Origin of the sequence: Roseovarius sp. PS-C2 (genome assembly GCF_018862045.1) — a bacterium.
GTDB lineage: Bacteria > Pseudomonadota > Alphaproteobacteria > Rhodobacterales > Rhodobacteraceae > Roseovarius.
In genome coordinates this window covers 297,968-320,061 of record NZ_JAHKSQ010000001.1, presented here as the reverse complement: position 1 = coordinate 320,061, position 22,094 = coordinate 297,968, and the positions used below count along the sequence as shown (strand labels likewise).

The window sequence follows — 22,094 nt, the reverse complement described above, 5'->3', positions numbered from 1 at the left end:
CCGATGTCCCCGAAGGACACGATCAATGCTATTGTCGCGCTGTGCCTGCTGTGTGCCGGTGCGGCCTCGATCCTCGTGCCGCTGCCCGAAGTGCCCGTGGCCTTTGCGCTGATCGTTCTGGCCGTGCTGAACCAGCAGCGGCTCAACCGGCCCGCACGGATTATCGGTGTCATCGTCATGGTCCTGTTTTTCGGCGGCTGGATGACGGGCTGGTTCGCCTCGCCGGACGCGATGCCCCGCGTGATCTTTCTCGGGGCCTTGCTGATGGCGCTCGGCATCCTCAGCCGCGCGGCCTCGCGCGCGCAGGACGTCCGGCGCGCCGCATCCATCGTCGCCAACCGTCCCCGCGGGGCGCGGTATCTGTTCGTGATGTTCGGCACGCATGTCTTTGCGATCTTCCTGAATTTCGGCGCGGCGGCCCTGATGGCGACGCTTCTTGCACAAAGCCGCGACACGCTCGTGCGGCAGAACGCGGTCGAGGATCTGACCCTGGCCATGCTGCGCGGGTTCGCGGCGATGCCCATGTGGTCGCCGCTGGCGCTGTCGACGATCATCACCCTGTCGATCCTGCCCGAGGTCGGCTATTTTCAGGTGCTGCCCTACGGGATTGCGGCGGCGATGCTCTATGCCGGGGCGGGCTACCTTTTGTCGAAAGGCCCCTCGCATGATGCCGATCTGACGCGCGCGTTGCCGTCCTGGCCCGAGCAGCTGGTGCTGGCGCGCGTGGTTCTCAGGGTCGTTCTGCTGGTGGCGGTCGCGTTCGGGCTGCACCATCTGGCGGGGTTGTCGATGCCCGCGTCGGTGCTGGTGGCGGTCCTTTGCTTTTCGCTGGCATGGTGGGGCGTGCAGGCATTGGCCGGGGCCGCGCCCCGGCTGCATCACGAACTTGCCGCGACAGCCGAGAACAGTGTGAACGAGATCGTCATCGTCTCGGGCGCGGGGTTCCTCGGGGCGGTGATCGCCGAAACCATTTCGGCGTTTGGCGGGGCGATTGCCGCGCCGCCCGACATCCTTCTGCCGGTGATCGTGGCTCTAGTGCCGGTGGGAATGGTCGGCGCGGGGTTGTGGGCCGTCAATCCCATCGTGTCGGCCAGCATCCTGCTGGGCGTCCTTCATCCGCTCGTGCCTGAGCCCGCGCTGATCTGGCTGGCGCTGGCGGCGATCATGGGGTGGGGCATCACGGCGTCGTCCTCGCCCTTTACCGCCAATGTGCTGATCACCAGCCGGATCATGGGTCTGGACGGGGGGCACCTGGTGCGCAGGGGCAACCTGAAACTGACCGTGCTGGCCTTGTTGGCGGTCGGGCTGTTCTGCGCCACGGCGGTTTTCATTTCATTACAGAGGTAAGAGCACATGACCCAGACGATGCAGGCCATCTTCGCCACCGAACCGGGCGGTCCCGAGGTTCTCGAGCCGCGCCGGATTCCCGTGCCCGATCCTGCCGCGGGCGAGGTTCTGATCCGCGTGGCGGCGGCGGGGGTCAACCGCCCCGACCTGCGCCAGCGCAAGGGCGGCTACCCGCCGCCCCCTGGTGTGACCGAGGTTCTGGGCCTCGAAGTGGCGGGCGAGATCGTGTCTTGCGGCGCTGGCGTGACGGGTTACGCGCCCGGCGACAAGGTCTGCGCCCTCGTGGCGGGCGGGGGCTATGCGGAATATTGCGTTGCCCCGGTCGAACAGGTTCTGCCGTGGCCCACCGGCCTGTCGGCACTCGAAGCCGCGGCCATTCCGGAAACCTATTTCACCGTCTGGACCAACCTGTTTCGCATCGGGCGGCTGAGCGAGGGCGATACCGTTCTGATCCACGGCGGCGCCAGCGGCATCGGCACAACGGCGATCCAACTGGCCCGCGCGCTTGGCGCGACGGTCTACGCCACGGCGGGCAGCGACGAGAAATGCCGGGCCTGCACGGACCTGGGCGCGAGCGAGGCGATCAATTACAAAACAGAGCGGTTCGAGACCGAAATCGCCCGGCTGACCGAGGGGCGCGGTGTCGATGTCATTCTCGACATGATCTGCGCCGAGTATCTGGAGCGCAATCTCGCGTCTCTCGCCGTGGGCGGGCGGCTGGTGATCATCGCGTTTCTCGGAGGCGGAAAGACGGAGGTGGATATCGAATCCATGATCCGCAAACGCCAGACCCTTTGCGGCAGCACCCTGCGCCCGCAGACGCCGCAGGAAAAGGGGGTGATCGCGCGCGATCTGCACCGGCATGTCTGGCCGCTGCTGCAAAGCGGCACGGTCCGGCCCGTCATCAACTCCGTGCACCCTCTGGAGCGGGCCTGCGATGCCCATGCCGAGCTTGAGGCCGGGGGCCATGTGGGAAAGATCGTCCTGTCCGTCAGCTAGGGGCGATCCGCCCCGGTCGGAACCGGGCGCGGCCCGCCGGTTTTGCGTGTCGGAGCGCGCGGGGCTTTGACTCCGGCGCGCTCTTGTGCTGCATGATCCCGGACAGGCAACCGAAAAAACCCTGACGTTTCGCGACGGAAAACCGTTGCTGTTGCGTTATTCTTTTTCAGGGTTCCGAAATCGGGAAAGGTCGACGCATGGCAGCCGAACAGGAAGAGATCGCCGAAACGCTCGGGATCGGGCGGCGGCGCCGTGCCGCGTGGCGCTGGATTGCAGTTGCCGGGGGCGCGATCCTGCTGGTGGCTGCCGTCCTGTTCTATCGTGGCGCCACCACCGGCGAGCAGATGCGCTATGTCACCGAAGAGGCGCGGCGCGGAGGTCTTGAGGTCACGGTCTCGGCGACCGGCTCGGTCGAGCCGACGGATCTGTTCGATATCTCCAGCGAACTGTCCGGCACCATCGCCGCCGTGCACGCCGATTTCAACGACACGGTCGAAGAGGGCATGGTGCTGGCCACGCTCGATACCAGCAAACTCGAGGCGCAGCTTGCCGTGCAGGAGGCATCGCTTGCCGCCGCCGAAGCAAGGGTCGCCATCGCCGAGGTGTCGCTGGACGAGGCGCGCAAGACCTTCGAGCGCGGCCTGGAACTGTCGCGCCGGGGGGTGGCCGCCGAACAGACCTTCATCGCGCAGGAGGCCGGGTACGAACGCGCCAAGGCCGAACTGCAGGCGGCCATCGCGAACCGCGATCTTGCAAAGGCCAATCTCGAGGTCGTGAAAGTGGATTTGACGAAATCCTGCATCTGCTCGCCGGTCAACGGGGTCGTGCTGGACCGTGCCGTGGATGTCGGACAGATCGTGGCGGCGTCGCTGTCGGCACCCGTCCTGTTCACGGTGGCCGAGGATATCGCAAGGATGGAACTTCAGATAGACATCGACGAGGCCGACATAGGCCGGGTCGACGTGGGGCAGGCCGCCCGCTTTACCGTGGATGCCTATGACGAGCGGGTATTCCCCGCGCAGATAACCGAGCTGTATTTCGCGCCCGAAACCGTGGATGGCGTGGTGACCTACAAGGGTGTTCTGACGCTCGACAATTCCGACATGGCGCTGCGTCCGGGTATGACCGCGACCGCCGATATCGTCGTGACCTCGGTCGCGGATGCGCTGCTCGTGCCGAATGCGGCGCTGCGCTATACCCCGCCCGTCGAGGTCGAAGACGACGACGACCGGGGCGGCAGCGGCCTGGTCGGGCTGATGATGTCCCGAAGGCCGGGTCAGGGCCGAAGCGGCGGCGCGGCTGACGCGGGCAAATCGGTCTGGGTGCTGCGCGACGGGCAGGCCGAGGAAGTGCCCGTCGAAACGGGCGAAACCGACGGTTTGGTCACGATTGTCCGGTCCGGCGACCTGAAGGAGGGCGACCGTGTCATCACAGACCGCTTCAACGACAACTGATCCTGCCCGTCCCGTCATAGACTTCCGCGACATCACCCGCGTTTACGGCAAGGGCGAGGCGCAGGTTTTCGCGCTGGCCGGGGTCACCCTGACCATCACGCAGGGGGAATTCGTGGCGATCATGGGGCCGTCCGGGTCGGGCAAGTCCACCGCGATGAACGTGATGGGGTGCCTCGATCGGCCGACCTCGGGGCATTACCTGTTCAACGGCGTCGAGGTTGCGGATCTGACGCAGGACCAGCGCGCCCTGTTGCGGCGGCACTATCTGGGTTTCATCTTTCAGGGTTACAATCTTCTGCCGCGCACGACGGCGCTTCAGAACGTGGAATTGCCGCTGATCTACAAGGGCATGTCCCGTGACGAGCGCGAGGCGCGCGCGCTTTCCGCGCTGGAAAAGGTCGGCCTGGGCAACCGCGCGCATCACGATCCTTCGGAACTTTCGGGCGGTCAGCAGCAACGCGTCGCCATCGCCCGCGCGCTGGCCGGTCAGCCGAGCGTGATCCTGGCCGACGAACCGACAGGCAATCTCGATACCACGCGCTCCATCGAGATCATGGAGCTTCTGAAAAGCCTCAATCGCGACGAAAACCTGACAATCGTCATGGTCACGCACGAAGACGACATGGCCGCGTTTTCCGACCGGCTGATCTGGATGGTGGACGGACGTATCGAATCCGACCGGCCCACCGGTAAAGGGGCCGCCTGATGTTCCTGGAAACGGTCAGGCTGGCGCTGCAGGCGATCCTGCGCAATCCCACGCGGTCCTTCCTGACAGTTCTGGGCGTGGTGATCGGCGTGGCCGCGGTGATCGCGATGGTGACACTGGGGCGCGGATCGACCGTGCAGGTGACAAGCGATGTCGAAAAGCTGGGCGCCAACCTGCTGATGCTTTCGCCGGGTCAGAGCCGGTTCGGGCCGAGCGCCAATTCGGGCAGCGCACGCGCCTTTTCCGAAAGGGACGTGCAAACCATCACCGATCAGCTTGCCAGCGTCGAAACCGCCGCGCCGATGGGCTCTTCGTCGCTGGTCGCGGTGTTCGGCAACGAGAATTACCGCACCAGCGTGAGCGGCACGACGAACCAGTACCTGCTGGCGACGGATTGGGATATCGCCCAGGGGCGCGGGTTCACCGAAGCCGAGCAACAGGCTGGCAAGCCGGTCTGCATTCTGGGCAAGACGGTGCGCGACGAGTTGTTCGGCATGACCGATCCGCTTGGCGAGAAACTGCGCCTCGGGCCCATTTCCTGCACGGTCACCGGGGTTCTCGAAGCCAAGGGGGCATCGTCCTTCGGCACCGATCAGGACGATATCGTCATGATCCCGTTCCGCACCTTCGCCCGCCGCATCGCAGGCACGTCGGATGTCCGGCTCATTTATGTCTCGGCCCGCGACGGGTTTTCGACCTCTCGGGCGATTGACGACCTGTCGGCGCTGCTGCGCGAGACCCGGCGCATCGGTCCGGGCGAAGAGGACGATTTCACGATCCGCGACATGGAGCAACTGGCCTCGATGCTCACGGGGATAACCGATGTGCTGACCGGCCTTCTGTCGGCGGTGGCGGCGGTCAGCCTGCTGGTGGGGGGGATCGGCATCATGAACATCATGCTGGTCTCGGTCACCGAACGCACCCGCGAGATCGGCATACGCATGGCGGTCGGCGCGCAGGCGCGTCAGGTTTTGATGCAGTTTCTGGTCGAGGCGGTGGTCTTGTCCGGTCTGGGCGGGATCATGGGCATATTGCTCGGGCTGGCGTTCGGGGCGGTGGGGACGCGGATGCTGAATGTCCCGTTCGTGATCGACATCCAGATCGTTCTGCTCGCCTTCGTCTTTTCGGCGCTGGTCGGGGTGATCTTCGGATATTTCCCGGCGCGCAGGGCGGCGCGGCTCGACCCGATCAACGCCTTGCGGCATTGACACGGGGGAAGGGGGCGCCTGCTTGAATCCGGGGCGGCACCCCGGCGCATCCCGCTCATTTTCCATCAGTTTTAGCAGATCGCCATATTGTTGCCACATTCTGGCCGCACTCAACTCCAAGAGTAGTAAGAAAGTTGCATTAACAATTAAGCGTAAAGAGTGCTCAGCAGTAATCCTGTACCTCTCATCTGGAAACGTGAGCACACAGAATGAAGATACTTATCGTCGATGACGAGCCCATTTTTCGCGACCTGCTGATGCAGGTTCTTCAAAGCGACGGATATGACGACCTGCAGTTCGCGGAGTCCGGCAATCAGGCGCTCGATGTCATCTCACAATCGCAGGCACCGTTCGATTGCTTCTTCCTCGACGTCAACATGGGCGGCATGAGCGGGATAGACCTGTGCGCGTCGATCCGGAACAAGCCCGGCTACGACAAGACGCCGATCGTGATGGTCTCGTCCATGACGGACAGGCAATATGTCGATGCCGCCTTCGACGCCGGGGCGAGCGATTACATCAACAAGCCGGTGGACGCGATGGAGGTCAAGGCGCGCATGCGCATGGTCGAGGCACTTGCCAGCGAACGGCGCCAGTACAGCCAGATATCGTCGCAACTCACCGAAACGGAACAGGCCTTCGGCAAGACGCATGGCTTCGAAGATGCAGATATCATCGCCGATTCCAGTTTCCTGATCCCCTCGAGCAGCCTTGAAAACTATGTGCTGCGCATGGGGGGCGTGCGCCTGATGACGACGGTCGCCGTCGGCTTCCATGTCCGCAACGCCGATGACATCTTTGTCCATTCCTCGGGTCTGGAATTCGCCGACACCATGGCCGAGGTGGCGCGGTCCATCGGTGAATCGCTGCATGGCGGATTGCGCGTTCTGTCCTATTTCGGCAGCGGAAATTTCTGCGCCCTGGTCTCTCGTATGGCGCGGCTGGATTCAGACACGCTGGAAACCGATATCGGCTGGAAGATTTCCCAGGTCGCGGGCCTGCTGTCGGATGATGCCGCGCTGGTGCCGTCGGTCGCCGTCGGCGCGCCCAAATCCAGTGGCCTGAGCCTGTTCCGCGATCCGACCGCGATGCTGTTCGCCGCCATGCAATCGGCGCAGGACGCCGGTACGCACCGCCACGAAGCCATCAGGATCAAGGGTGCGATCCATGTCGCATGACCTGCAACTCGAGGAACGGCAGAGGATCGACGAGGCGATTGCCACGCTGAGGATCAAGTTCGTCGATACGCTGGAAGAGCGTATTCTGGATATCGAGGCGTTGCTGCAATACTGCCGGACCGCCGAAAACCGAAGCCGCGCCTTTCAGGAAATCGCCCGCAAGGCGCACAACCTTGCAGGGGTCGCCCCATCCCTGGGGTTCGACGCGATTGGTGACGCCGCCCGCGAGGCGGAAACGATTGCGGGGGACACATCGGCCAGTCCCGCATCCGTGGTGCAAAGGGTCGAGGCTTTGTTGGACGAAATGGAGGTCGTGCTCGATCAGGACGCGATATGAGGCGCCCGATGCCGATGGGCGGGATGCCGCGACCGAGACACGAATGATAAATGATCCCGACCACCGGCCAACCGGGCCGGTGGTCGCGCCGAAATCGCAAAACAAAAAAATAATCAAGGCGGTTCGGTGCTGTTAAGGACGGGTTTAATGGTGATGTGGTAGATCGAAACCTTGAGACAACAGACATCTGGCCCCGGCCGCATGTGCGCAACATGAGCCGGTCGCACGACGAGAGGCAGGTTACGGTAATGCGCAAGATTCTTCACGTCGAAGATGACGAGGATATTCGGACGATCGTTGATATCGCGTTGTCCTTCGCCGAGGATTTCGAACTCAGGCAATGTCATGACGGCCCGTCGGCCATCGAAGCGGCACAGATGTTTCAGCCGGATTTGCTCTTGCTGGATTTCATGATGCCCGACATGTCCGGCCGGGAAGTGCGCGCCGCCATTTCCGATATGCCCGGCATGGAGAATGTGGGAACCATATACGTGACGGCCAAGGCCGAGGACGCATTCTCGGAAACCCTCCTGCTGGAGGGCGCTCTCAAGGTGATCACCAAACCCTTCGATCCGATGACCCTGGCCGCCCAGTTGCGCGAGGCGCTTTGAGGCGGGCCTGCCCTGAACGGGGCGCGCGCCTCACTCGCCTTTCAGCAGACGGTCGGCCTTCTTGCGCACCAGAACCGTGCGCAGGTCGTGCATCGCCAGCAACAGCGCGTCGGTGACGTTTTCCAACTGTTCGTCACTGGCGCGCGATTGCGCCCAGTGGGTCGTCTGGTTCAGGTAATCCACCGCCCGGTGGATGTCGTCGATATCGCGCTCGGCCAGCAGGGCGGCGCGGTCTTCCATCCAGTCCTTGATGACCTGCAAATCCTCGTCGGTCAGGTCCCGCTCGCCATGCGGCTTGATCTGGCCGTTGCGGATGTTGACCACCGCGATCTGGTCCATGTCGATGCGCCGCTGGCGGTTTTCCGTGTCCACGCGGAATACGAACGCGCCGTTCTCGCGTACCCTGAAATAATAGTCCGGCAGGTCTCCGGCCATCGTTACCGCCCCCGATTACGTCAACGCGGCGCAGAAGGTCTGAATCCGGCCGCAGGCCTCTTTCAGGGCCTCGTCGGACGTAGCGTAGCTGACGCGGAACGCCGGGGAAAGCCCGAAGGCCGCGCCGAACACCACCGCCACGCCGGTTTCTTCCAGCAGGGCCGTGGCAAAGGCTTCGTCATCGGTGATCGTCGTGCCGCCCTTGCTGGTCTTGCCGATCAGCCCGGCGATGGAGGGATAGACATAGAACGCCCCTTCGGGCACCGGGCAGTCCACACCCTCGATCGCGTTCAGCATCTCCACCACCAGATCGCGGCGGCGCACGAAGACCGCATTGTTCGTGGCGATGAAATCCTGCGGCCCGTTCAGCGCCTCTATCGCGGCCCACTGGCTGATCGTGCAGGGGTTCGAGGTGGATTGCGACTGGATCTTGCGCATCCCCCCGATCAGAACCTCGGGCCCGGCGGCATAGCCGATCCGCCAGCCGGTCATGGCATAGGCCTTGCTGACGCCGTTGCAGGTCAGCGTGCGCTCATACAGCCCCGGTTCCACCTGCGCGGGCGTGCAGAATTCGAACCCGTCATAGGCCAGGTGTTCGTACATGTCGTCGGTCATCACCCAGACATGCGGGTGGCGCATCAGAACGTCGGTCAGCGCCTTCAGCTCGTCCCACGAATACCCCGCGCCGGTCGGGTTGCTGGGCGAGTTGAAGATGAACCAACGGGTTTTCGGCGTGATCGCGGCCTCCAGCGCTTCGGGGGACAGTTTGAAGCCGGTTTCGATACCCGCAGGCACCACCACCGGCTCACCTCCCGCCAGCAGCACCATGTCGGGGTAGCTGACCCAGTAGGGGGCGGGGATGATCACCTCGTCGCCGGGGTTCAGCGTGGCCATCAGCGCGTTGTAGAGAATCTGCTTGCCGCCCGTGCCCACGCTGACCTGCGCCGGGGTATAGTCCAGCCCGTTGTCGCGCTTGAACTTGGCGCAGACCGCCTCTTTCAGTTCCGGGATGCCGTCGGGGGCGGTGTATTTCGTCTTGCCCTCTTCGATGGCGCGGATGCCTGCGGCCCTGATATTGTCGGGCGTGTCGAAATCCGGCTCGCCCGCGCCGAGGCCGATCACGTCCATCCCCGCCGCGCGCATTTCCGCCGCCTTCGACGTGACGGCGATGGTCGGGGACGGTTTGACGCGAGATAGTGTCGCGGAAAGAGGGTTCATGGCGCGCTCCGGTTTGTATTGCTTTACCGAATGTCTTAGGGTCTGCCCCGAGACGGATCAACCATTCTGAACGGATGACCGGAAAGGATTGAAGATGAACACAGAAGCCAACGACGGCTGGTTCGACCCCGAGGCCACGACATTCGGCGACCGCGTCGCCGGTGCCCGCGAACAGGCCGGCATGAGCCAAGTCGAACTGGCCAAGCGCCTCGGCGTCAAGCTGAAGACGCTGAAGGGCTGGGAAAACGACCTGAGCGAGCCGCGTGCCAACAAGCTGTCGATGATGGCGGGGCTGCTGAACGTTTCCCTTTTGTGGCTCCTTTCCGGTGAGGGCGAAGGCCCCGACGGCCCCAACGAAGCGGGCGAACTGTCCTCGGACGTGATCGAGATGCTGACCGAGATCCGCGATATCCGCACCCATCTGGCGCAATATACCGACCGTCTGGGCCGGCTGGAGAAAAGCCTGCGCGCCAAGCTCAAGGACGAGGCCGGTGCCTGAAGACCGCCAGACCCGGCTCAAGCGGCTGCGCATGCGCTCGATGCGGCGCGGCATCAAGGAAATGGACATCATCCTCAGCCGCTATGCCGATGCACGGCTCGAGTCCCTGACGCCCGAGCAGCTGGATGTCTATGACCGCCTGCTGTCGGAAAACGATCAGGACCTCTATCAATGGGTGACGGGGCAGGCCCCCGCACCCGATCCCTTTGCCAGCCTGATCGCCGGTATCGCGCAGGAATCCGACGCCTCGCGGTAAAATCGAACGCATTTTATCGGTCTTTGGCGGGATTTACCGATTTTTCGGCATTTTCGCTCAGTGTCGCTGCCAACAGCATCGCACGGAGACGGAAATGAGTTTGCACACACCACTGGCCACGGCCGATCAGCAGGGGTTCATGATGGGGTATCTCGATGCCCTGTCACTGGTCGAACGGCTGCACCGCCTGCTGCTCGATGTCATCAAGGACGAATTCGAACGCGTCGGCGTTCTGGAACTCAACGCGGTTCAGGCCCTGTTGCTGTTCAATATCGGCGATAACGAGGTCACGGCGGGCGAATTGAAAACCCGTGGCTACTATCAGGGCAGCAATGTCAGCTACAATCTCAAGAAGCTGGTTGAGATGGGCCACATGCACCACCAGCGCTGCGAGATCGACCGCCGCTCGGTCCGGGTGCGGTTGACCGCGCGGGGGCGCGAAATCCGCGATATCGTCGCGGGGCTGTTCGCCCGCCATGCCGACGGACTCCAGGGCAAGGGTGTGCTGGGGGCCGACGGGATCGACCAGATCACCGCGGCCCTGCGCCGGGTCGAACGCTACTGGACGGATCAGATTCGCTATATCTACTGACCAGCGCGTATCGTTGGCCCGGCGGCGTGGTGTCGGGCAGGGCGCCCAGCATGATGTCGCTCAGTTCGCGATAGAGCTTGCGGGTCATGGCGGTTTCGAAATCCTGAAACCCCCGCGCCACTTCGACAAAGGCATTGCGCCCGCGGATCACCTCCCGGCGATAGAACGCCTCCACCTCGGGGTCATGCCCGAGGATCACCAGCCCGTTCACCGTGACCCCGCCCAGCGGGAAATGCTTGTAGGCCAGGCGCGGGCCGAACCCGTCATTGTTCACCCCGTCGCCCGACACGTCGATGACGCGCCGCGCGCAGTCCGGCGCACGCTCCAGCAAGGTCGCCGCATAGCCCAGGCCATAGCCCATCGCCGTGGGATGCATCCGCTCTTCGCGCTCGCCCCGCGCCAGCGCCGCCACCGCAAGGTCGATATCGTGTGGCCCATGCAGCGCGCGCCAGTCCAGCAACACCCGCTGCCGGTATCGCCCGCTCCATTCATAGGCGGCCAGCGCCACATGCCCCTGACCGCCCTGCAACACCGCATGGCGCACATCCGGCGCATTCAGCGCCGCCGCCAGCCCCGCGCGTTGCAGCCGGTATTCCATCTCGTCCACCGACGAGGACACGTCCAGCGCCAGCACCAGCGCCAGCCGGCAGGCCGCCCCCGCCGAAACCGCCGCACAGGCCCAGACCAGCCCGGCCAGTGCCGCCAGCCTTACCAATGGCCGGTGTTTTCCATGCTGGCCCAGGGCTCTTGCGGCTCCTGCGCCGTTCCCTGCTGCAACAGCTCGATCGAGATGTTGTCGGGGCTGCGCACAAAGGCCATCCGCCCGTCGCGGGGCGGGCGGTTGATCACCACGCCGTTGTCCTGCAAATGCTGGCACATGGCGTAAATATCCTCGACCTCATAGGCCAGATGCCCGAAATGGCGGCTGTCCGAGGGCAGCCCCTCATCCCCGTCCCAGTTCCAGGTCAGTTCGACAGGGCATTCCTCCTGCCCGTCGGGGGCCATGAACACCAGCGTGAATCGCCCGGCCTCCACGTCGATCCGCCGGGTTTCCTTCAGCCCCAGAAGGCCATAGAATTTCATGCTTTCCTCAAGGTCCTTCACCCGGACCATCGTATGCAGATACCTGATGCGCATCGCGTGCCTCCGTTCATGTCGCTCCCTGTCACCATAGGCCCGTCAGGGCCCATGTCGAGCCACCCGCGCCAATTGGCGCACATCCCACCCGATATTGGCGTTTCCTCTGGGCGGCAACGCAAGATATAGTAAGCTTCGACTCGCGACGCACCGAACGCACCGAAAGGATTTGCCATGCCCCTCACGCCCGAGCAACAGGCCGAAATCGACACCCTGCGCAGCCAGCCGCAGGAAACCCTGCGCACCGTCGCGCCGGGGATGGAGCGCCACCTCTACACCGCGCATCCGGTTCTGGATCACGGCTTCGTGCGGGTGGTCGATTACATGGGCGACGATGCCGCCATCTGTCAGGCCGCGCGCGTCAGCTATGGCAAGGGCACCAAATCCGTCAGCAATGACGAGGGGCTGATCCGTTACCTGATGCGCCACTGGCACTCGACCCCGTTCGAGATGTGCGAGGTCAAGCTGCACGTCAAACTGCCCGTCTTCGTCGCGCGCCAGTGGATTCGCCACCGCACCGCCAATGTCAACGAATACTCGGCGCGCTATTCGATCCTGGATCGCGAATTCTACATTCCCGCGCCCGATGCGCTGGCCGCGCAATCCACCACCAACAATCAGGGCCGGGGCGAGGCGCTGCAGGGCGATGAGGCCGAACGTGTGCTGCGTATCCTGCAGGATGACGCCATGCGCTGCTATGACCATTACGAACAGATGATTTCCGAGGACGGCCAACAGGGGCTGGCCCGCGAACTGGCGCGCATGAACCTGCCCGCCAATGTCTATACGCAATGGTACTGGAAGGTCGATCTGCACAACCTGCTGCACTTCCTGCGCCTGCGCGCCGATGCCCACGCCCAGTACGAGATCCGCGTCTATGCCGACGCGATCTGCAACATCGTGGCCGACTGGGTGCCCGCCGCCTACAAGGCGTTCGAGGATTACCGCATGGGCGGCGCGACGCTCTCCTCCTCCGCGCTCGACTGCGTCCGCCGGATGCTGAAAGGCGAAGAGGTGACACAGGAAAGCTCGGGCATGTCCAAGGGCGAATGGCGCGAGTTTCAGGGGGTGATCGAAGGGTAGGGTGCGCAGTCTTGCGCACCACTTCTTCATCACTCATAATGCGGGTTTGAGATGAAGAGAGGCGTCAAGCAACGAGCAAGAAAACATCATTTTTTGCCGCAGGCGTTGCAGCGGCCCTTTTGTGGTGAATGTGGACAACTGTGGTATTCTGAACGGAATAATGATGGTTTGTTCTCAGTGCCTGAATTGCGAAATACGTCTTCGACTTTCAAACTAAGAGATTTCTATACCATCCTCGAAAATGGAAAGCTGTCAGATATAGTTGAGAGGCAATTCTATGGTACTTTAGACAATTTCTTAGCCCAGTTTTTAAACGAAGTGCATGACACGTTAGACAAAGGAATGACTCCCGTTGTCTCAGGTGACGCTCTTTCAAGCCTGAGGCGGGTAGTGTATCATTTGATAACTCGGACACCAGACTTCATCAAAAACCAATATGATGATGTTGCGATTGGGAGAGAGATTGCTGAAGCAACGCTTTCAGAAGCCATTAAACATGGCATCTCCGACACAGACATTAGTGATTTAAGAGCTATTCTTGGGGATGCCTCGGGACTGCGAAATATGGGGCGCTCAGTCAGAGTCAAGGCCCAGTCCTCACCTTCGAAACGAGTTGAAGAAACTCTTGAAGATTTCGTTGTTAGGTTTGCCATCATCAACGGCAAACATTCCTTTGTATTAGCTAGTCAAACTGCCTATCGCATAGGTAATGGCGGTCACAATGGACTTAGCAATCCCGAAATGGAAATTTGGCTTCCTATTTCGCCTAAAAGGGCGCTAGTTTTGGTGCGTGATAAAAACGGAAAAATTCCGTTAATTGTTGACGAACCGCGTGACCATGTTCGTCAAGTAAATGAGTTTGCAATTAGAAATGCCGAACAAGTTGCTTCGCATTCTCAGACTTTACTCCACTCGCTACTGAATTTGTCATAGCTTATTTGCTAAACGCCGTAGCTGTGATGCCATGGTGCTTTGTATAAGTCTGTCCCGCGCGCCCACCCTCGGGCCGGGCGCGGCCCTTCGTTGTGCCTCGGGAGCAGGGGGGGCTCCTCACCATCCGGCCCAAATTCCCGGTTTGCGCCCATAATGGACGCATATCTTCCGGGCCCGCCCGATTTTCGTACGAAACACGCGTACACTTCGTACAAAACGTACGAAACTCTACGCCATCGGGGGGCCGTGGCCGACCCCGCTTTGAAACGCCCGTTTCAGAGGGCGCGCGCGGGATTTGATCCACACGCAATTGCAGCGGCACAATCGCCTGTGCCGCCGCGTCGGTGTGAAAATGTCTTGTGATTACAGGAGCTTGAGATCGGCTGCCATCTCGCGTCCGTCACGCCCTTCTTGCAGTTCGTAGCCCACTTTCTGATTGTCCGCGAGGCCCGTCAGCCCCGAGCGTTCGACCGCCGAAATATGGACGAAAACATCCTTACCGCCTTGATCCGGCTCGATAAATCCGTAGCCTTTGGTGGTATTGAACCATTTCACGGTGCCTGTTGGCATGCCGTCTCTCCTTCTTCACTTCGCTTCCCCGGAAGTATGCCGGGCCATGATGCCGACCGGGCAAGCCTTTGATCCAACTGCGAAAATTCGAAGACGGACAGGGTTTGACCAATGCAGCGAAAACGATGATTACACGGGTCATGTAAAAAGCAAGCAAAACTCACGTGACCTGCGCCGCACTGCCCGTTAATCAGGCACCCAAAAGGGGGAACGCCATGATTCTGTATGGTTTGAAAACCTGCGATACCTGCCGCAAGGCATTGAAATCATTGCCGGATGCCCAGTTCGTGGATGTCCGCGCCGACGGGGTGCCGCAAGACGTGCTGAAATCCGCGCACGCGCAATTCGGGGCGGCTCTGCTCAACACCCGCTCGACCACATGGCGCGGGCTGGATGACGCGGAAAGACAGCGTAACCCATTGAAATTGCTTGCGGATCACCCGACCCTGATGAAGCGCCCCCTGATCGAATCGCAGGGCCGCCTGTATCTCGGCTGGGGCAAGGACGTTCAGACCGCCCTGCTTGGATAATCGCCGCCCGGTGCCTATCTGGACGTCAGCAACAAGGAGAGCGACATGCGCAACGCGGCCCTGGTCCTGGGAATAATCGGCGGGCTTTTCGCCATGCTGGTGGGGTTCTTCAGCTATGGCTATACCGAATTCATCAATGAATACGGTGAGATAGAAGGGTTGGCCACGCAGGTGGAGCGTGTCGGGTTGATTCGCTTCGTCAGCTTCTTTGCGCCGCTTCTGGCCATCGCCGGGGGCGCCATGGCCAGAATTCGCGCCCTCTGGGGCGGGGTGCTGATGCTGCTCTCGGCGGGCGCGATGTTCTACGCCTTCGATTTCGGCGTGTTCACCATGTTCCCGATCGGCTGTACCGCGCTTGGCGGTCTTCTGGCCTTGGCTGCGGGGAAACCGGACGAGCCCAAGGCGCATTTCTGAGCAGGGCGCGATCGACCGAAACCGCCCCCGCCCCCTTGACCACCAGTACCAGCAACAGGAACACCCACAGAGCCCGCTGATCGAGGATGATCCCGTCGGGTGCCTTGTCGAACCATGCGCCCAGGGTCAGCGGATCGGACAATGCGCCGTGCCCATAGAGATCGGTCAGGCTTTGCAAGGTGACAAAACCGATCATCCCAAGCGCGGCGAGGCGGGTGAACAGGCCGATCACGATCAGCAGGGGCAGGATGAATTCGGCCCAGGTTCCGGCCAGAACGACAAGGCCGTGATAGGGCCCGAGTTGCGAGATGTCATATCCCGCGGCTTCCATCGCGCGGGGGAAGATCTGCGCGTAAGCCCCTGTACCGGGGCGAAAAAAACCCAATGGGCCAGAGCCCAGCTTTGTCAGGCCCGAAGCCCAGAAATATCCCGTCAGGATGGCAGCGAACAGGAAGCGGGCCAGCAGCGGCAACAGCCAGTCGGCCCTTTCAAGCCTTGAGGCGATATCGTGATAGAGATTCAGAAGGGCGCTCATGGGTCACTCCGACGGGGTTATGGCGGTTATGGCCTGCCGTTGCAGCAACAGGCCCAGCATGTTTTGCAGGTCGAAGTCCGGCGCATCGGTCAGTGCCGTGTCCAGCGCGGCGGACAGCGTGCTGTTGTTCATGAGTGCCGTGACGAAGCGTGCACCCCCTCGGGGCAGGTCGGTCAGTTCCGGGTCGAATTCCGGGCGGGTGATCAGGACATCCTGAGCGATGGCGGCGGGTTTGGGCGCACCGGGTTGCGTGGCATAGCGCCAGATCGCCAGCACCGGCCAGGCCGAGCGCACCATGCGGAGCGCGGGGGCAAATCGCACGCGGGATTGCACCAGATCGCCGGGCGGCAAGGCAGAGAGGGTTGCGGCGTCGACGGGGGTGGCATCCGCCGCGTGATAGGCTTCGCGTTGGGCTTGCTCAAGCCGCGCAACGTCGCCGAGATACCCGATATGCGCCAGCGGTTCGGCGGCTTCCAGAAAGGCGGGGAAGGCCGCGCCATACTGCATGATCATGGGGGTTTCCGGCGGGTGTTGTCGCAGGAACCGGCCTGCTATGGATTTGAACCTGTCGGGCCCGATCAGGTTTCGCACGGCGGGAAATCCCTGCTCAAGCGCCTCTGTCAGGCTGACGGCCACGTTGTTGCGATAGACGTCAAACCGGCGTCCGGCCGGTCGGCCCTGTCCGTCGCTCAGCCCGTCGGGCACCGACTGCGCGCCGGTCAACAGCGCATGGTGGAAACGGGTTTGGGTCACGCTCATGCGGGCACCTTTGCGAGGGCATCGGCGGCGCGTTGCGCCTCGGCGGCCAGAACGGGCCAGTCCGGCACGTTGGCGTCCCATTCGATCAGCAGGGGGCGCCCGCCCATGCGGTCCAGCGTGTAGTCCAGCAGCGCCCAGACCGGATCGGCCACCTCTTGCCCATGACTGTCGATCAGCAGGGGCGCGCCATGATCGTCGTGATCCTTGTCATGCCCGCCAAGGTGAATTTCTCCCACCCGCTCGAGCGGGAAGGCATCGATATAGGCGAGCGGATCGCGGCCGAGATTGGTGGCGGACACAAAGACATTGTTCACATCGAGCAACAGGCCACAGCCGGTGCGGCGGGCGATCTCCGACAGGAACTCGGGCTCGGCATAGGTGCTTTCGTCGAACGCCAGGTAGCTCGAGGGGTTTTCCAGCAGCATGGGACGGCTAAGTGTTTCCTGGACCTCGTCGATGTGATCGGCGACGCGCGTCAGCGTGGCCTGCGTGTAGGGCATGGGCAGAAGATCGTTCAGGAAATGGCTGTCATGGGTGGACCAGGCCAGATGTTCGGAAAAGCTGGCCGGTTGCAGCCAGTCGCACAGGTGTCCGAGCCGGGACAGGTGATCGGGGTCAAGCCGTCCTTCTCCCCCGATCGACAAACCTACACCATGGACGGATACGGCAAACCTTTCGGACAGGTGGCGCAGTTGCGCCAGCGGGCGTCCCCCGTCGCCCATGTAATTCTCGGCATGGATTTCCAGCCACTCCACGGGCCGGGCATCGGCGATGATGTCGGCGAAATGCTGCGGTTTGTAGCCCACGCCGGGGGCGGCGGGCAGATGCGAACGGGGGCGGGTATTGTCCAGCATGGTGGACCTCATGGCGACAGGGTGGCGGATGGGGATGCACAGGCGGGCCCGCGCATCCCAGGTAAGGATCAGGACGGCAGGTCGCGATCCAGTTCTTCGAGGCTGCCCATACGCGGCGAGCCGTCGGCCATGTCGGGCAGGTCGATTTCGGCGCAGGTACCTTCATCGACCAGCGACCAGGCGTTGCCCTGATAGTCGACGGTCGACGTGCCCGCGCAGGTGGTGCCAGCCCCGGCTTTGCAGTCGTTCTGTCCGGCCATGGCCACGCCAAAGCATTTTTCCTTGGCGCCTTCGGCACTGGCCATATTGGTGTGTGCGGCAAGCGCGGCGGTCATCGCGCCAGCAATCGCCATGGTCTTCATCGTTTTCGACATCGGGTCTCTCCCTCTGGTTACATCGCCAGTATCAGCGACAGGGTGAGGGTAAGCGCGAGGGCGATCACGCGGCCATTCACGAGCCCGTCAGACACGAACGCGTTAAACCGCGTGAGGAGGATGGGAAGGCGTAAGTTTCTGATTCAAAATAAATTTTTGCAAAAGAAAGAGCGGCGCGTGTCAAATGTTACACGCGCCGCGCTCTGAAAAAGTGCCGATTGTTACAGAAGATCGGGCGGCGTTGCCTCATGCGCAAGGGCCGGGATCACGTCATTCAGCACCTCGACTTTGGTCTGTTTTTCACCAAGACGGCGGACCGAAACGGTGTTTTCCTCGACCTCGCGCAGGCCGCAGGCCAGGATTACCGGAACCTTGCCGACCGAATGCTCGCGGACCTTGTAGTTGATCTTTTCGTTGCGAATGTCGGCCTCGGCGCGCACGCCAGCGGCGACCAGTTGATCGACCACCTGTTGCACGTAATCGTTGGCCTCGGACACGATCGAGGCGACCACAACCTGACGGGGCGCCATCCAGAAGGGCAGCTTGCCGGCGTGTTGCTCGATCAGGATGCCGATGAACCGCTCAAAGCTGCCCAGAACGGCACGGTGCAACATGACGGGACGGTGTTTGGCGCCGTCCTCGGCGATATAGGTGGCGTCCAGCCGCTCGGGCAGCACGAAATCCACCTGAAGCGTGCCGCATTGCCAGTCGCGCCCGATGGCATCGGTCAGCACGAATTCCAGCTTGGGCCCATAGAACGCGCCTTCGCCGGGGTTGAGGGTGAACTCGCATCCGGCGGCTTGTGTTGCGGTCTTGAGCGCCTCTTCGGACTTGTCCCAGACCTCGTCGCTGCCGGCGCGCTTTTCCGGGCGGTCCGAGAACTTGACCTTGAAGGATTCAAACCCGAGGTCGCGATAGATTTTCGACAGGAAGCCGATGAACTTCTCGGTTTCCGCGCCGATCTGATCTTCGCGGCAGAAGATATGCGCATCGTCCTGCGTAAAGCCGCGCACGCGCATGATGCCGTGCAGCGCGCCCGAGGGTTCGTAGCGGTTGCAACTGCCGAACTCGGCCATGCGCAGGGGCAGGTCGCGATAGGATTTCAGGCCCTGGTTGAAAATCTGCACATGGCAGGGGCAGTTCATCGGCTTGAGCGCGTTGATGGCCTTTTCGCGGGCGTGTTCCTCGTCGACTTCGACGATGAACATGTTTTCCTGATACTTGTCCCAGTGGCCCGAAGCCTCCCACAGTTTACGGTCCACGACCTGCGGGGTGTTCACCTCGACATAGCCGCCGCGACGTTGCTGGCGGCGCATGTAGTCTTGCAGCGTGGTGTAGATGGTCCAGCCGTTGGGATGCCAGAAAATCTGTCCCGGCGCCTCTTCCTGCATGTGGAACAGGTCCATCTCGCGGCCCAGTTTGCGGTGGTCGCGTTTTTCCGCCTCTTCCAGGAAGTGCAGGTATTCCTTGAGTTTTTCCTTGCCGGTGAAGGCCACGCCATAGATGCGTTGCAGCATCGGACGGTCGGAATCCCCGCGCCAATAGGCCCCGGCCACCGACATCAGCTTGAACGCGTCGGCGGGCACTTGGCCGGTATGTTGCAGGTGCGGACCACGGCAGAGATCCTGCCAGGGGCCGTGCCAGTACATGCGCAGCGGTTCGTTGCCGGGGATGGCGTCGATCAGCTCGACCTTGAAGGGTTCGTCATTGTCTTCGTAGTGCTTGACCGCACGGGCGCGGTCCCAGATCTCGGTACGGACGGGATCGCGCAGGTTGATGATTTCCTTCATCTTTTTCTCGATCGCCCCCAGATCTTCGGGGGTGAAAGGCTCGGCGCGGTCGAAATCGTAATACCAGCCGTTCTCGATCACCGGGCCGATGGTGACCTTGACGTCGGGCCAGAGCTCTTGCACGGCGCGGGCCATGATATGGGCAAGGTCATGGCGGATCAGTTCGAGCGCCTGAGCTTCGTCCTTCATCGTATTGATCGCAATGGAAGAATCGGATTCGATGGGCCATTGCAAATCCCAGTGCTGGCCGTTCACAGTGGCCGAGATCGCCTTTTTCGCCAGGGATTTGGAAATGTCGGCGGCCACGTCGGCCGGGGTGATGCCGGCCTCGTAAGGCCGTTTGTTACCATCAGGAAATTCAAGGGAAATCTGGGCCATCGGCCTGTCGCTCCTCGTCAGTTTGGCGCCCACGGAACGCCCGGTTGCGGGTATATGGTTCAGGGCCGCGTTCTGCCCCGTGTCCCGGCCCAAGTCAAGCGTGGCATTTTGTACGAAACGTACGAAGTGTACGCGGGTTTCGTACGAAAATCGGGGTGGTTGGGGAAATTTGCGTCCACGAGGGACGCAAACGGCACGATGTGACGATGGCAAGGCCGACTGAGGACATTTTACACCGGACATGCGGCGGTGCGTCGCGACGGTGTGCGATTGTATGCCAAAACGGGGCGTAACACATTGACGCAGAACGATAAAAAATATCGCCTGTCGTAAATGATGCCTGTATTGTCGTTTATCATCGTTTCCGATACATCGTCAGCAACTTTCACCCGAGGAACTGCACATGCCGCGTTACAACGAGAATTTCGAATTGTCGGTTGAAGACCTGGACCTGATCGAGACCGCCCTGCGCCAGTCCAAGCGTGATCTGGCAGGCAAGCTGGTCGAGGCGGATGAGGCCGATAACGAAGAGATTCAACAGATCGACCAATCGGTGCGCCGGATTCACGACCTGCTGGGCCGTCTGCATAATCAGAAGGTGTTTTATCGCCCGCAGGCGCAGCCCTATATCGGCGGGTGAGGAGGGTCTGGGGGCCCATGCGACCGGAGTGCCGGTGCGCCATGACCGCGGACGGTATTCGATGGTGCGCCGAAGTATGCTTTTGTTCACTGTAACAGTCTGACACAAAAAGATATTTTTCTTTTTCTCTCAGGCGGTTAACGCTGGAGGGGCGGCAGGCCCGCGACCACGACCGAACCAACAGCGACAAAGGCATCAGCCCCAAGATGGCCCGTTCACAACACGATTCCATGCTGACCGAGCAATATGTCACCCTGAGCCAGACCTGTCCCCGACGTCTGGCCGAACCATTAATATCGAATGACGCCGCCGACACCGCGACCCCGGAGCGGGCCGAGGCCGAATGGTCCCTGCGCCGGATCGAGGCGCGTATCGGCTCGGTGGCCTGAGCCGCATTCGCGGCTTGCATCTGCCCCCCGCTTTCGGCGAGTCTGCCCCCGAGTTTTCAAGCAGGGGCAAGGCAAGATGGGGCAGACCGATTTTCTGACCACGCAACAGGGCCGCAAACTGGCCTATCACCAGACTGCGGGGAAGGCCCCCGGTGTGGTGTTCCTTGGCGGGTTCAAATCCGACATGGAGGGCACCAAGGCGGTTCACCTGGAGGACTGGGCGCGGCGCACGGGGCGGGCTTTCCTGCGGTTCGACTATTCCGGGCATGGGCAATCGTCCAGGGCGTTCGTCGACGGTTGTATCGGCGATTGGGCCGAGGATGCGATGAGCGTCATTCGGGATCTGACGGACGGGCCGCAGGTGCTGGTCGGGTCGTCGATGGGGGGCTGGATTTCGCTGCTGTGCGCGCGGGAGATGCCTGACAAGGTTGCCGGGCTGGTGACCATCGCCGCCGCCCCCGATTTCACCGAAGATTCCATGTGGGCGGGCTTCGACGAGGCGCAGCGCGCCGAGTTGCAGGACAGGGGGCAAGTGGCGCTGCCCAGTGACTATGGCGAGCCCTATGTCATCACCTGGCGGCTGATCGAGGACGGGCGGAACCATCTGGTGTTGCGCGATCCCCTGCCGCTGCCGTTTCCGGTGCGCTTCCTTCAGGGTACGGCGGACGAGGACGTGGAGATGTCCGTGGCGCTGCGCCTGCTGGAGCATGCGCAAGGCCCCGATATGCGCCTGACGCTGGTGGACGGGGCCGATCACCGGTTTTCCGATCCCGATTGCCTGGCCCTGATCGAAGAGGCGGTCGGGCAGGTCCTGGCCCGTTCCGGGGCGCGGGGCTGAGCGGCGCTTGACCCTGAGCGGGGCTGTGGC

At 62.3% G+C, this 22,094-nt stretch carries 28 protein-coding genes; 18 read left to right on the top strand and 10 right to left on the bottom strand.

Going from position 1 to position 22,094, the window contains the following annotated elements:
• The first annotated feature begins 3 nt into the window (after positions 1 to 3).
• The 8 genes from KPG71_RS01590 (at position 4) to KPG71_RS01555 (ending at position 7,840) form a co-directional block, all read left to right on the top strand.
• A complete protein-coding gene (locus KPG71_RS01590; RefSeq protein ID WP_216336253.1) occupies positions 4 to 1,347 on the top strand; it encodes a hypothetical protein in 1,344 nt (447 codons plus the stop codon).
• Between the two features lie 6 nt (positions 1,348 to 1,353).
• Positions 1,354 to 2,346, top strand: a complete 993-nt coding sequence (locus KPG71_RS01585) for an NAD(P)H-quinone oxidoreductase (protein ID WP_216336252.1) — start codon at positions 1,354 to 1,356, stop codon at positions 2,344 to 2,346.
• A gap of 197 nt (positions 2,347 to 2,543) precedes the next feature.
• Positions 2,544 to 3,800: an efflux RND transporter periplasmic adaptor subunit gene (locus tag KPG71_RS01580; RefSeq protein WP_216336251.1), complete on the top strand. Its 1,257-nt coding sequence runs from the start codon at positions 2,544 to 2,546 to the stop codon at positions 3,798 to 3,800.
• Complete coding sequence (locus tag KPG71_RS01575) at positions 3,769 to 4,506, top strand: ABC transporter ATP-binding protein (RefSeq protein WP_216336250.1); 738 nt, start codon at positions 3,769 to 3,771, stop codon at positions 4,504 to 4,506. The genes KPG71_RS01580 and KPG71_RS01575 overlap by 32 nt, the downstream gene beginning before the upstream one ends.
• Complete coding sequence (locus KPG71_RS01570) at positions 4,506 to 5,714, top strand: ABC transporter permease (protein WP_216336248.1); 1,209 nt, start codon at positions 4,506 to 4,508, stop codon at positions 5,712 to 5,714. Before KPG71_RS01575 ends, KPG71_RS01570 begins: the two co-directional genes overlap by 1 nt.
• 209 nt (positions 5,715 to 5,923) lie before the next feature.
• The gene (locus KPG71_RS01565) at positions 5,924 to 6,892 is read left to right on the top strand and encodes a two-component system response regulator (RefSeq protein WP_216336246.1); all 969 of its coding nucleotides are present in this window, start codon (positions 5,924 to 5,926) and stop codon (positions 6,890 to 6,892) included.
• Entirely contained in the window at positions 6,882 to 7,229 is a 348-nt protein-coding gene (locus KPG71_RS01560) for an Hpt domain-containing protein (protein ID WP_216336244.1), read from the top strand. The genes KPG71_RS01565 and KPG71_RS01560 overlap by 11 nt, the downstream gene beginning before the upstream one ends.
• Before the next feature lie 248 nt (positions 7,230 to 7,477).
• Entirely contained in the window at positions 7,478 to 7,840 is a 363-nt protein-coding gene (locus KPG71_RS01555; RefSeq protein WP_216336242.1) for a response regulator, read from the top strand.
• A 30-nt stretch (positions 7,841 to 7,870) separates the two neighbouring features.
• Here KPG71_RS01555 and KPG71_RS01550 read toward each other — a convergent pair whose 3' ends face one another.
• Both KPG71_RS01550 and KPG71_RS01545 read right to left on the bottom strand, forming a co-directional pair.
• Positions 7,871 to 8,275: a hypothetical protein gene (locus tag KPG71_RS01550; protein ID WP_216336240.1), complete on the bottom strand. Its 405-nt coding sequence runs from the start codon at positions 8,273 to 8,275 to the stop codon at positions 7,871 to 7,873.
• A 15-nt stretch (positions 8,276 to 8,290) separates the two neighbouring features.
• Positions 8,291 to 9,493, bottom strand: a complete 1,203-nt coding sequence (locus KPG71_RS01545) for a pyridoxal phosphate-dependent aminotransferase (protein WP_216336238.1) — start codon at positions 9,491 to 9,493, stop codon at positions 8,291 to 8,293.
• Positions 9,494 to 9,587: 94 nt separating this feature from the next.
• Here KPG71_RS01545 and KPG71_RS01540 point away from each other — a divergent pair, with 94 nt between their 5' ends.
• The 3 genes from KPG71_RS01540 (at position 9,588) to KPG71_RS01530 (ending at position 10,840) form a co-directional block, all read left to right on the top strand.
• Positions 9,588 to 9,992, top strand: coding sequence for a helix-turn-helix transcriptional regulator (locus KPG71_RS01540; protein ID WP_216336236.1), 405 nt, complete (start codon positions 9,588 to 9,590; stop codon positions 9,990 to 9,992).
• Positions 9,985 to 10,248, top strand: coding sequence for a succinate dehydrogenase assembly factor 2 (locus tag KPG71_RS01535; protein ID WP_288942200.1), 264 nt, complete (start codon positions 9,985 to 9,987; stop codon positions 10,246 to 10,248). The genes KPG71_RS01540 and KPG71_RS01535 overlap by 8 nt, the downstream gene beginning before the upstream one ends.
• A 94-nt stretch (positions 10,249 to 10,342) precedes the next feature.
• Entirely contained in the window at positions 10,343 to 10,840 is a 498-nt protein-coding gene (locus KPG71_RS01530) for a MarR family winged helix-turn-helix transcriptional regulator (RefSeq protein ID WP_216336234.1), read from the top strand.
• Here the strand turns inward: KPG71_RS01530 and KPG71_RS01525 are convergent.
• Together KPG71_RS01525 and KPG71_RS01520 are read right to left on the bottom strand one after the other, a co-directional pair.
• The gene (locus tag KPG71_RS01525) at positions 10,779 to 11,555 is read right to left on the bottom strand and encodes a DUF1194 domain-containing protein (protein ID WP_253196000.1); all 777 of its coding nucleotides are present in this window, start codon (positions 11,553 to 11,555) and stop codon (positions 10,779 to 10,781) included. The two genes, KPG71_RS01530 and KPG71_RS01525, sit on opposite strands and share 62 nt — an antisense overlap.
• Positions 11,549 to 11,977: a VOC family protein gene (locus KPG71_RS01520; protein ID WP_073032770.1), complete on the bottom strand. Its 429-nt coding sequence runs from the start codon at positions 11,975 to 11,977 to the stop codon at positions 11,549 to 11,551. Before KPG71_RS01520 ends, KPG71_RS01525 begins: the two co-directional genes overlap by 7 nt.
• A 174-nt stretch (positions 11,978 to 12,151) precedes the next feature.
• Between KPG71_RS01520 and thyX the strand changes: the two genes are divergently transcribed.
• Both thyX and KPG71_RS01510 read left to right on the top strand, forming a co-directional pair.
• Positions 12,152 to 13,060: an FAD-dependent thymidylate synthase gene (gene thyX, locus KPG71_RS01515; RefSeq protein WP_216336232.1), complete on the top strand. Its 909-nt coding sequence runs from the start codon at positions 12,152 to 12,154 to the stop codon at positions 13,058 to 13,060.
• Between the two features lie 51 nt (positions 13,061 to 13,111).
• Entirely contained in the window at positions 13,112 to 13,993 is an 882-nt protein-coding gene (locus KPG71_RS01510) for a DUF4238 domain-containing protein (protein WP_216336230.1), read from the top strand.
• 363 nt (positions 13,994 to 14,356) lie between these two features.
• On the opposite strand, the gene KPG71_RS01505 is transcribed toward KPG71_RS01510, so the two are convergent.
• The gene (locus tag KPG71_RS01505; protein WP_073032766.1) at positions 14,357 to 14,563 is read right to left on the bottom strand and encodes a cold-shock protein; all 207 of its coding nucleotides are present in this window, start codon (positions 14,561 to 14,563) and stop codon (positions 14,357 to 14,359) included.
• 215 nt (positions 14,564 to 14,778) lie between these two features.
• Here KPG71_RS01505 and KPG71_RS01500 point away from each other — a divergent pair, with 215 nt between their 5' ends.
• Both KPG71_RS01500 and KPG71_RS01495 read left to right on the top strand, forming a co-directional pair.
• Positions 14,779 to 15,093, top strand: coding sequence for an ArsC/Spx/MgsR family protein (locus KPG71_RS01500; RefSeq protein ID WP_216336228.1), 315 nt, complete (start codon positions 14,779 to 14,781; stop codon positions 15,091 to 15,093).
• 45 nt (positions 15,094 to 15,138) lie between these two features.
• Entirely contained in the window at positions 15,139 to 15,507 is a 369-nt protein-coding gene (locus KPG71_RS01495; protein ID WP_216336226.1) for a hypothetical protein, read from the top strand.
• Here KPG71_RS01495 and KPG71_RS01490 read toward each other — a convergent pair.
• From KPG71_RS01490 to thrS, 5 genes are all read right to left on the bottom strand, one after another.
• Positions 15,419 to 16,042, bottom strand: coding sequence for a DoxX family protein (locus KPG71_RS01490; protein ID WP_216336224.1), 624 nt, complete (start codon positions 16,040 to 16,042; stop codon positions 15,419 to 15,421). The two genes, KPG71_RS01495 and KPG71_RS01490, sit on opposite strands and share 89 nt — an antisense overlap.
• 3 nt (positions 16,043 to 16,045) lie before the next feature.
• Positions 16,046 to 16,801 carry a DUF2063 domain-containing protein gene (locus tag KPG71_RS01485; protein ID WP_216336223.1) on the bottom strand — a complete coding sequence of 252 codons (756 nt, stop codon included), beginning with the start codon at positions 16,799 to 16,801 and terminating at the stop codon, positions 16,046 to 16,048.
• Complete coding sequence (locus tag KPG71_RS01480) at positions 16,798 to 17,655, bottom strand: DUF692 family multinuclear iron-containing protein (RefSeq protein WP_216336221.1); 858 nt, start codon at positions 17,653 to 17,655, stop codon at positions 16,798 to 16,800. Before KPG71_RS01480 ends, KPG71_RS01485 begins: the two co-directional genes overlap by 4 nt.
• Positions 17,656 to 17,723: 68 nt before the next feature.
• A complete protein-coding gene (locus KPG71_RS01475; RefSeq protein WP_216336218.1) occupies positions 17,724 to 18,029 on the bottom strand; it encodes a DUF2282 domain-containing protein in 306 nt (101 codons plus the stop codon).
• Between the two features lie 221 nt (positions 18,030 to 18,250).
• Positions 18,251 to 20,197: a threonine--tRNA ligase gene (gene thrS, locus KPG71_RS01470; protein WP_216336216.1), complete on the bottom strand. Its 1,947-nt coding sequence runs from the start codon at positions 20,195 to 20,197 to the stop codon at positions 18,251 to 18,253.
• Positions 20,198 to 20,600: 403 nt separating this feature from the next.
• Between thrS and KPG71_RS01465 the strand changes: the two genes are divergently transcribed.
• From KPG71_RS01465 to KPG71_RS01455, 3 genes are all read left to right on the top strand, one after another.
• On the top strand, positions 20,601 to 20,837 hold the full coding sequence (locus tag KPG71_RS01465) for a hypothetical protein (protein ID WP_216336215.1): 237 nt from the start codon (positions 20,601 to 20,603) through the stop codon (positions 20,835 to 20,837).
• A gap of 206 nt (positions 20,838 to 21,043) precedes the next feature.
• Complete coding sequence (locus KPG71_RS01460) at positions 21,044 to 21,226, top strand: hypothetical protein (RefSeq protein ID WP_216336213.1); 183 nt, start codon at positions 21,044 to 21,046, stop codon at positions 21,224 to 21,226.
• A 76-nt stretch (positions 21,227 to 21,302) separates the two neighbouring features.
• Positions 21,303 to 22,064, top strand: a complete 762-nt coding sequence (locus tag KPG71_RS01455) for an alpha/beta fold hydrolase (RefSeq protein WP_216336211.1) — start codon at positions 21,303 to 21,305, stop codon at positions 22,062 to 22,064.
• Positions 22,065 to 22,094: the final 30 nt, after the last annotated feature.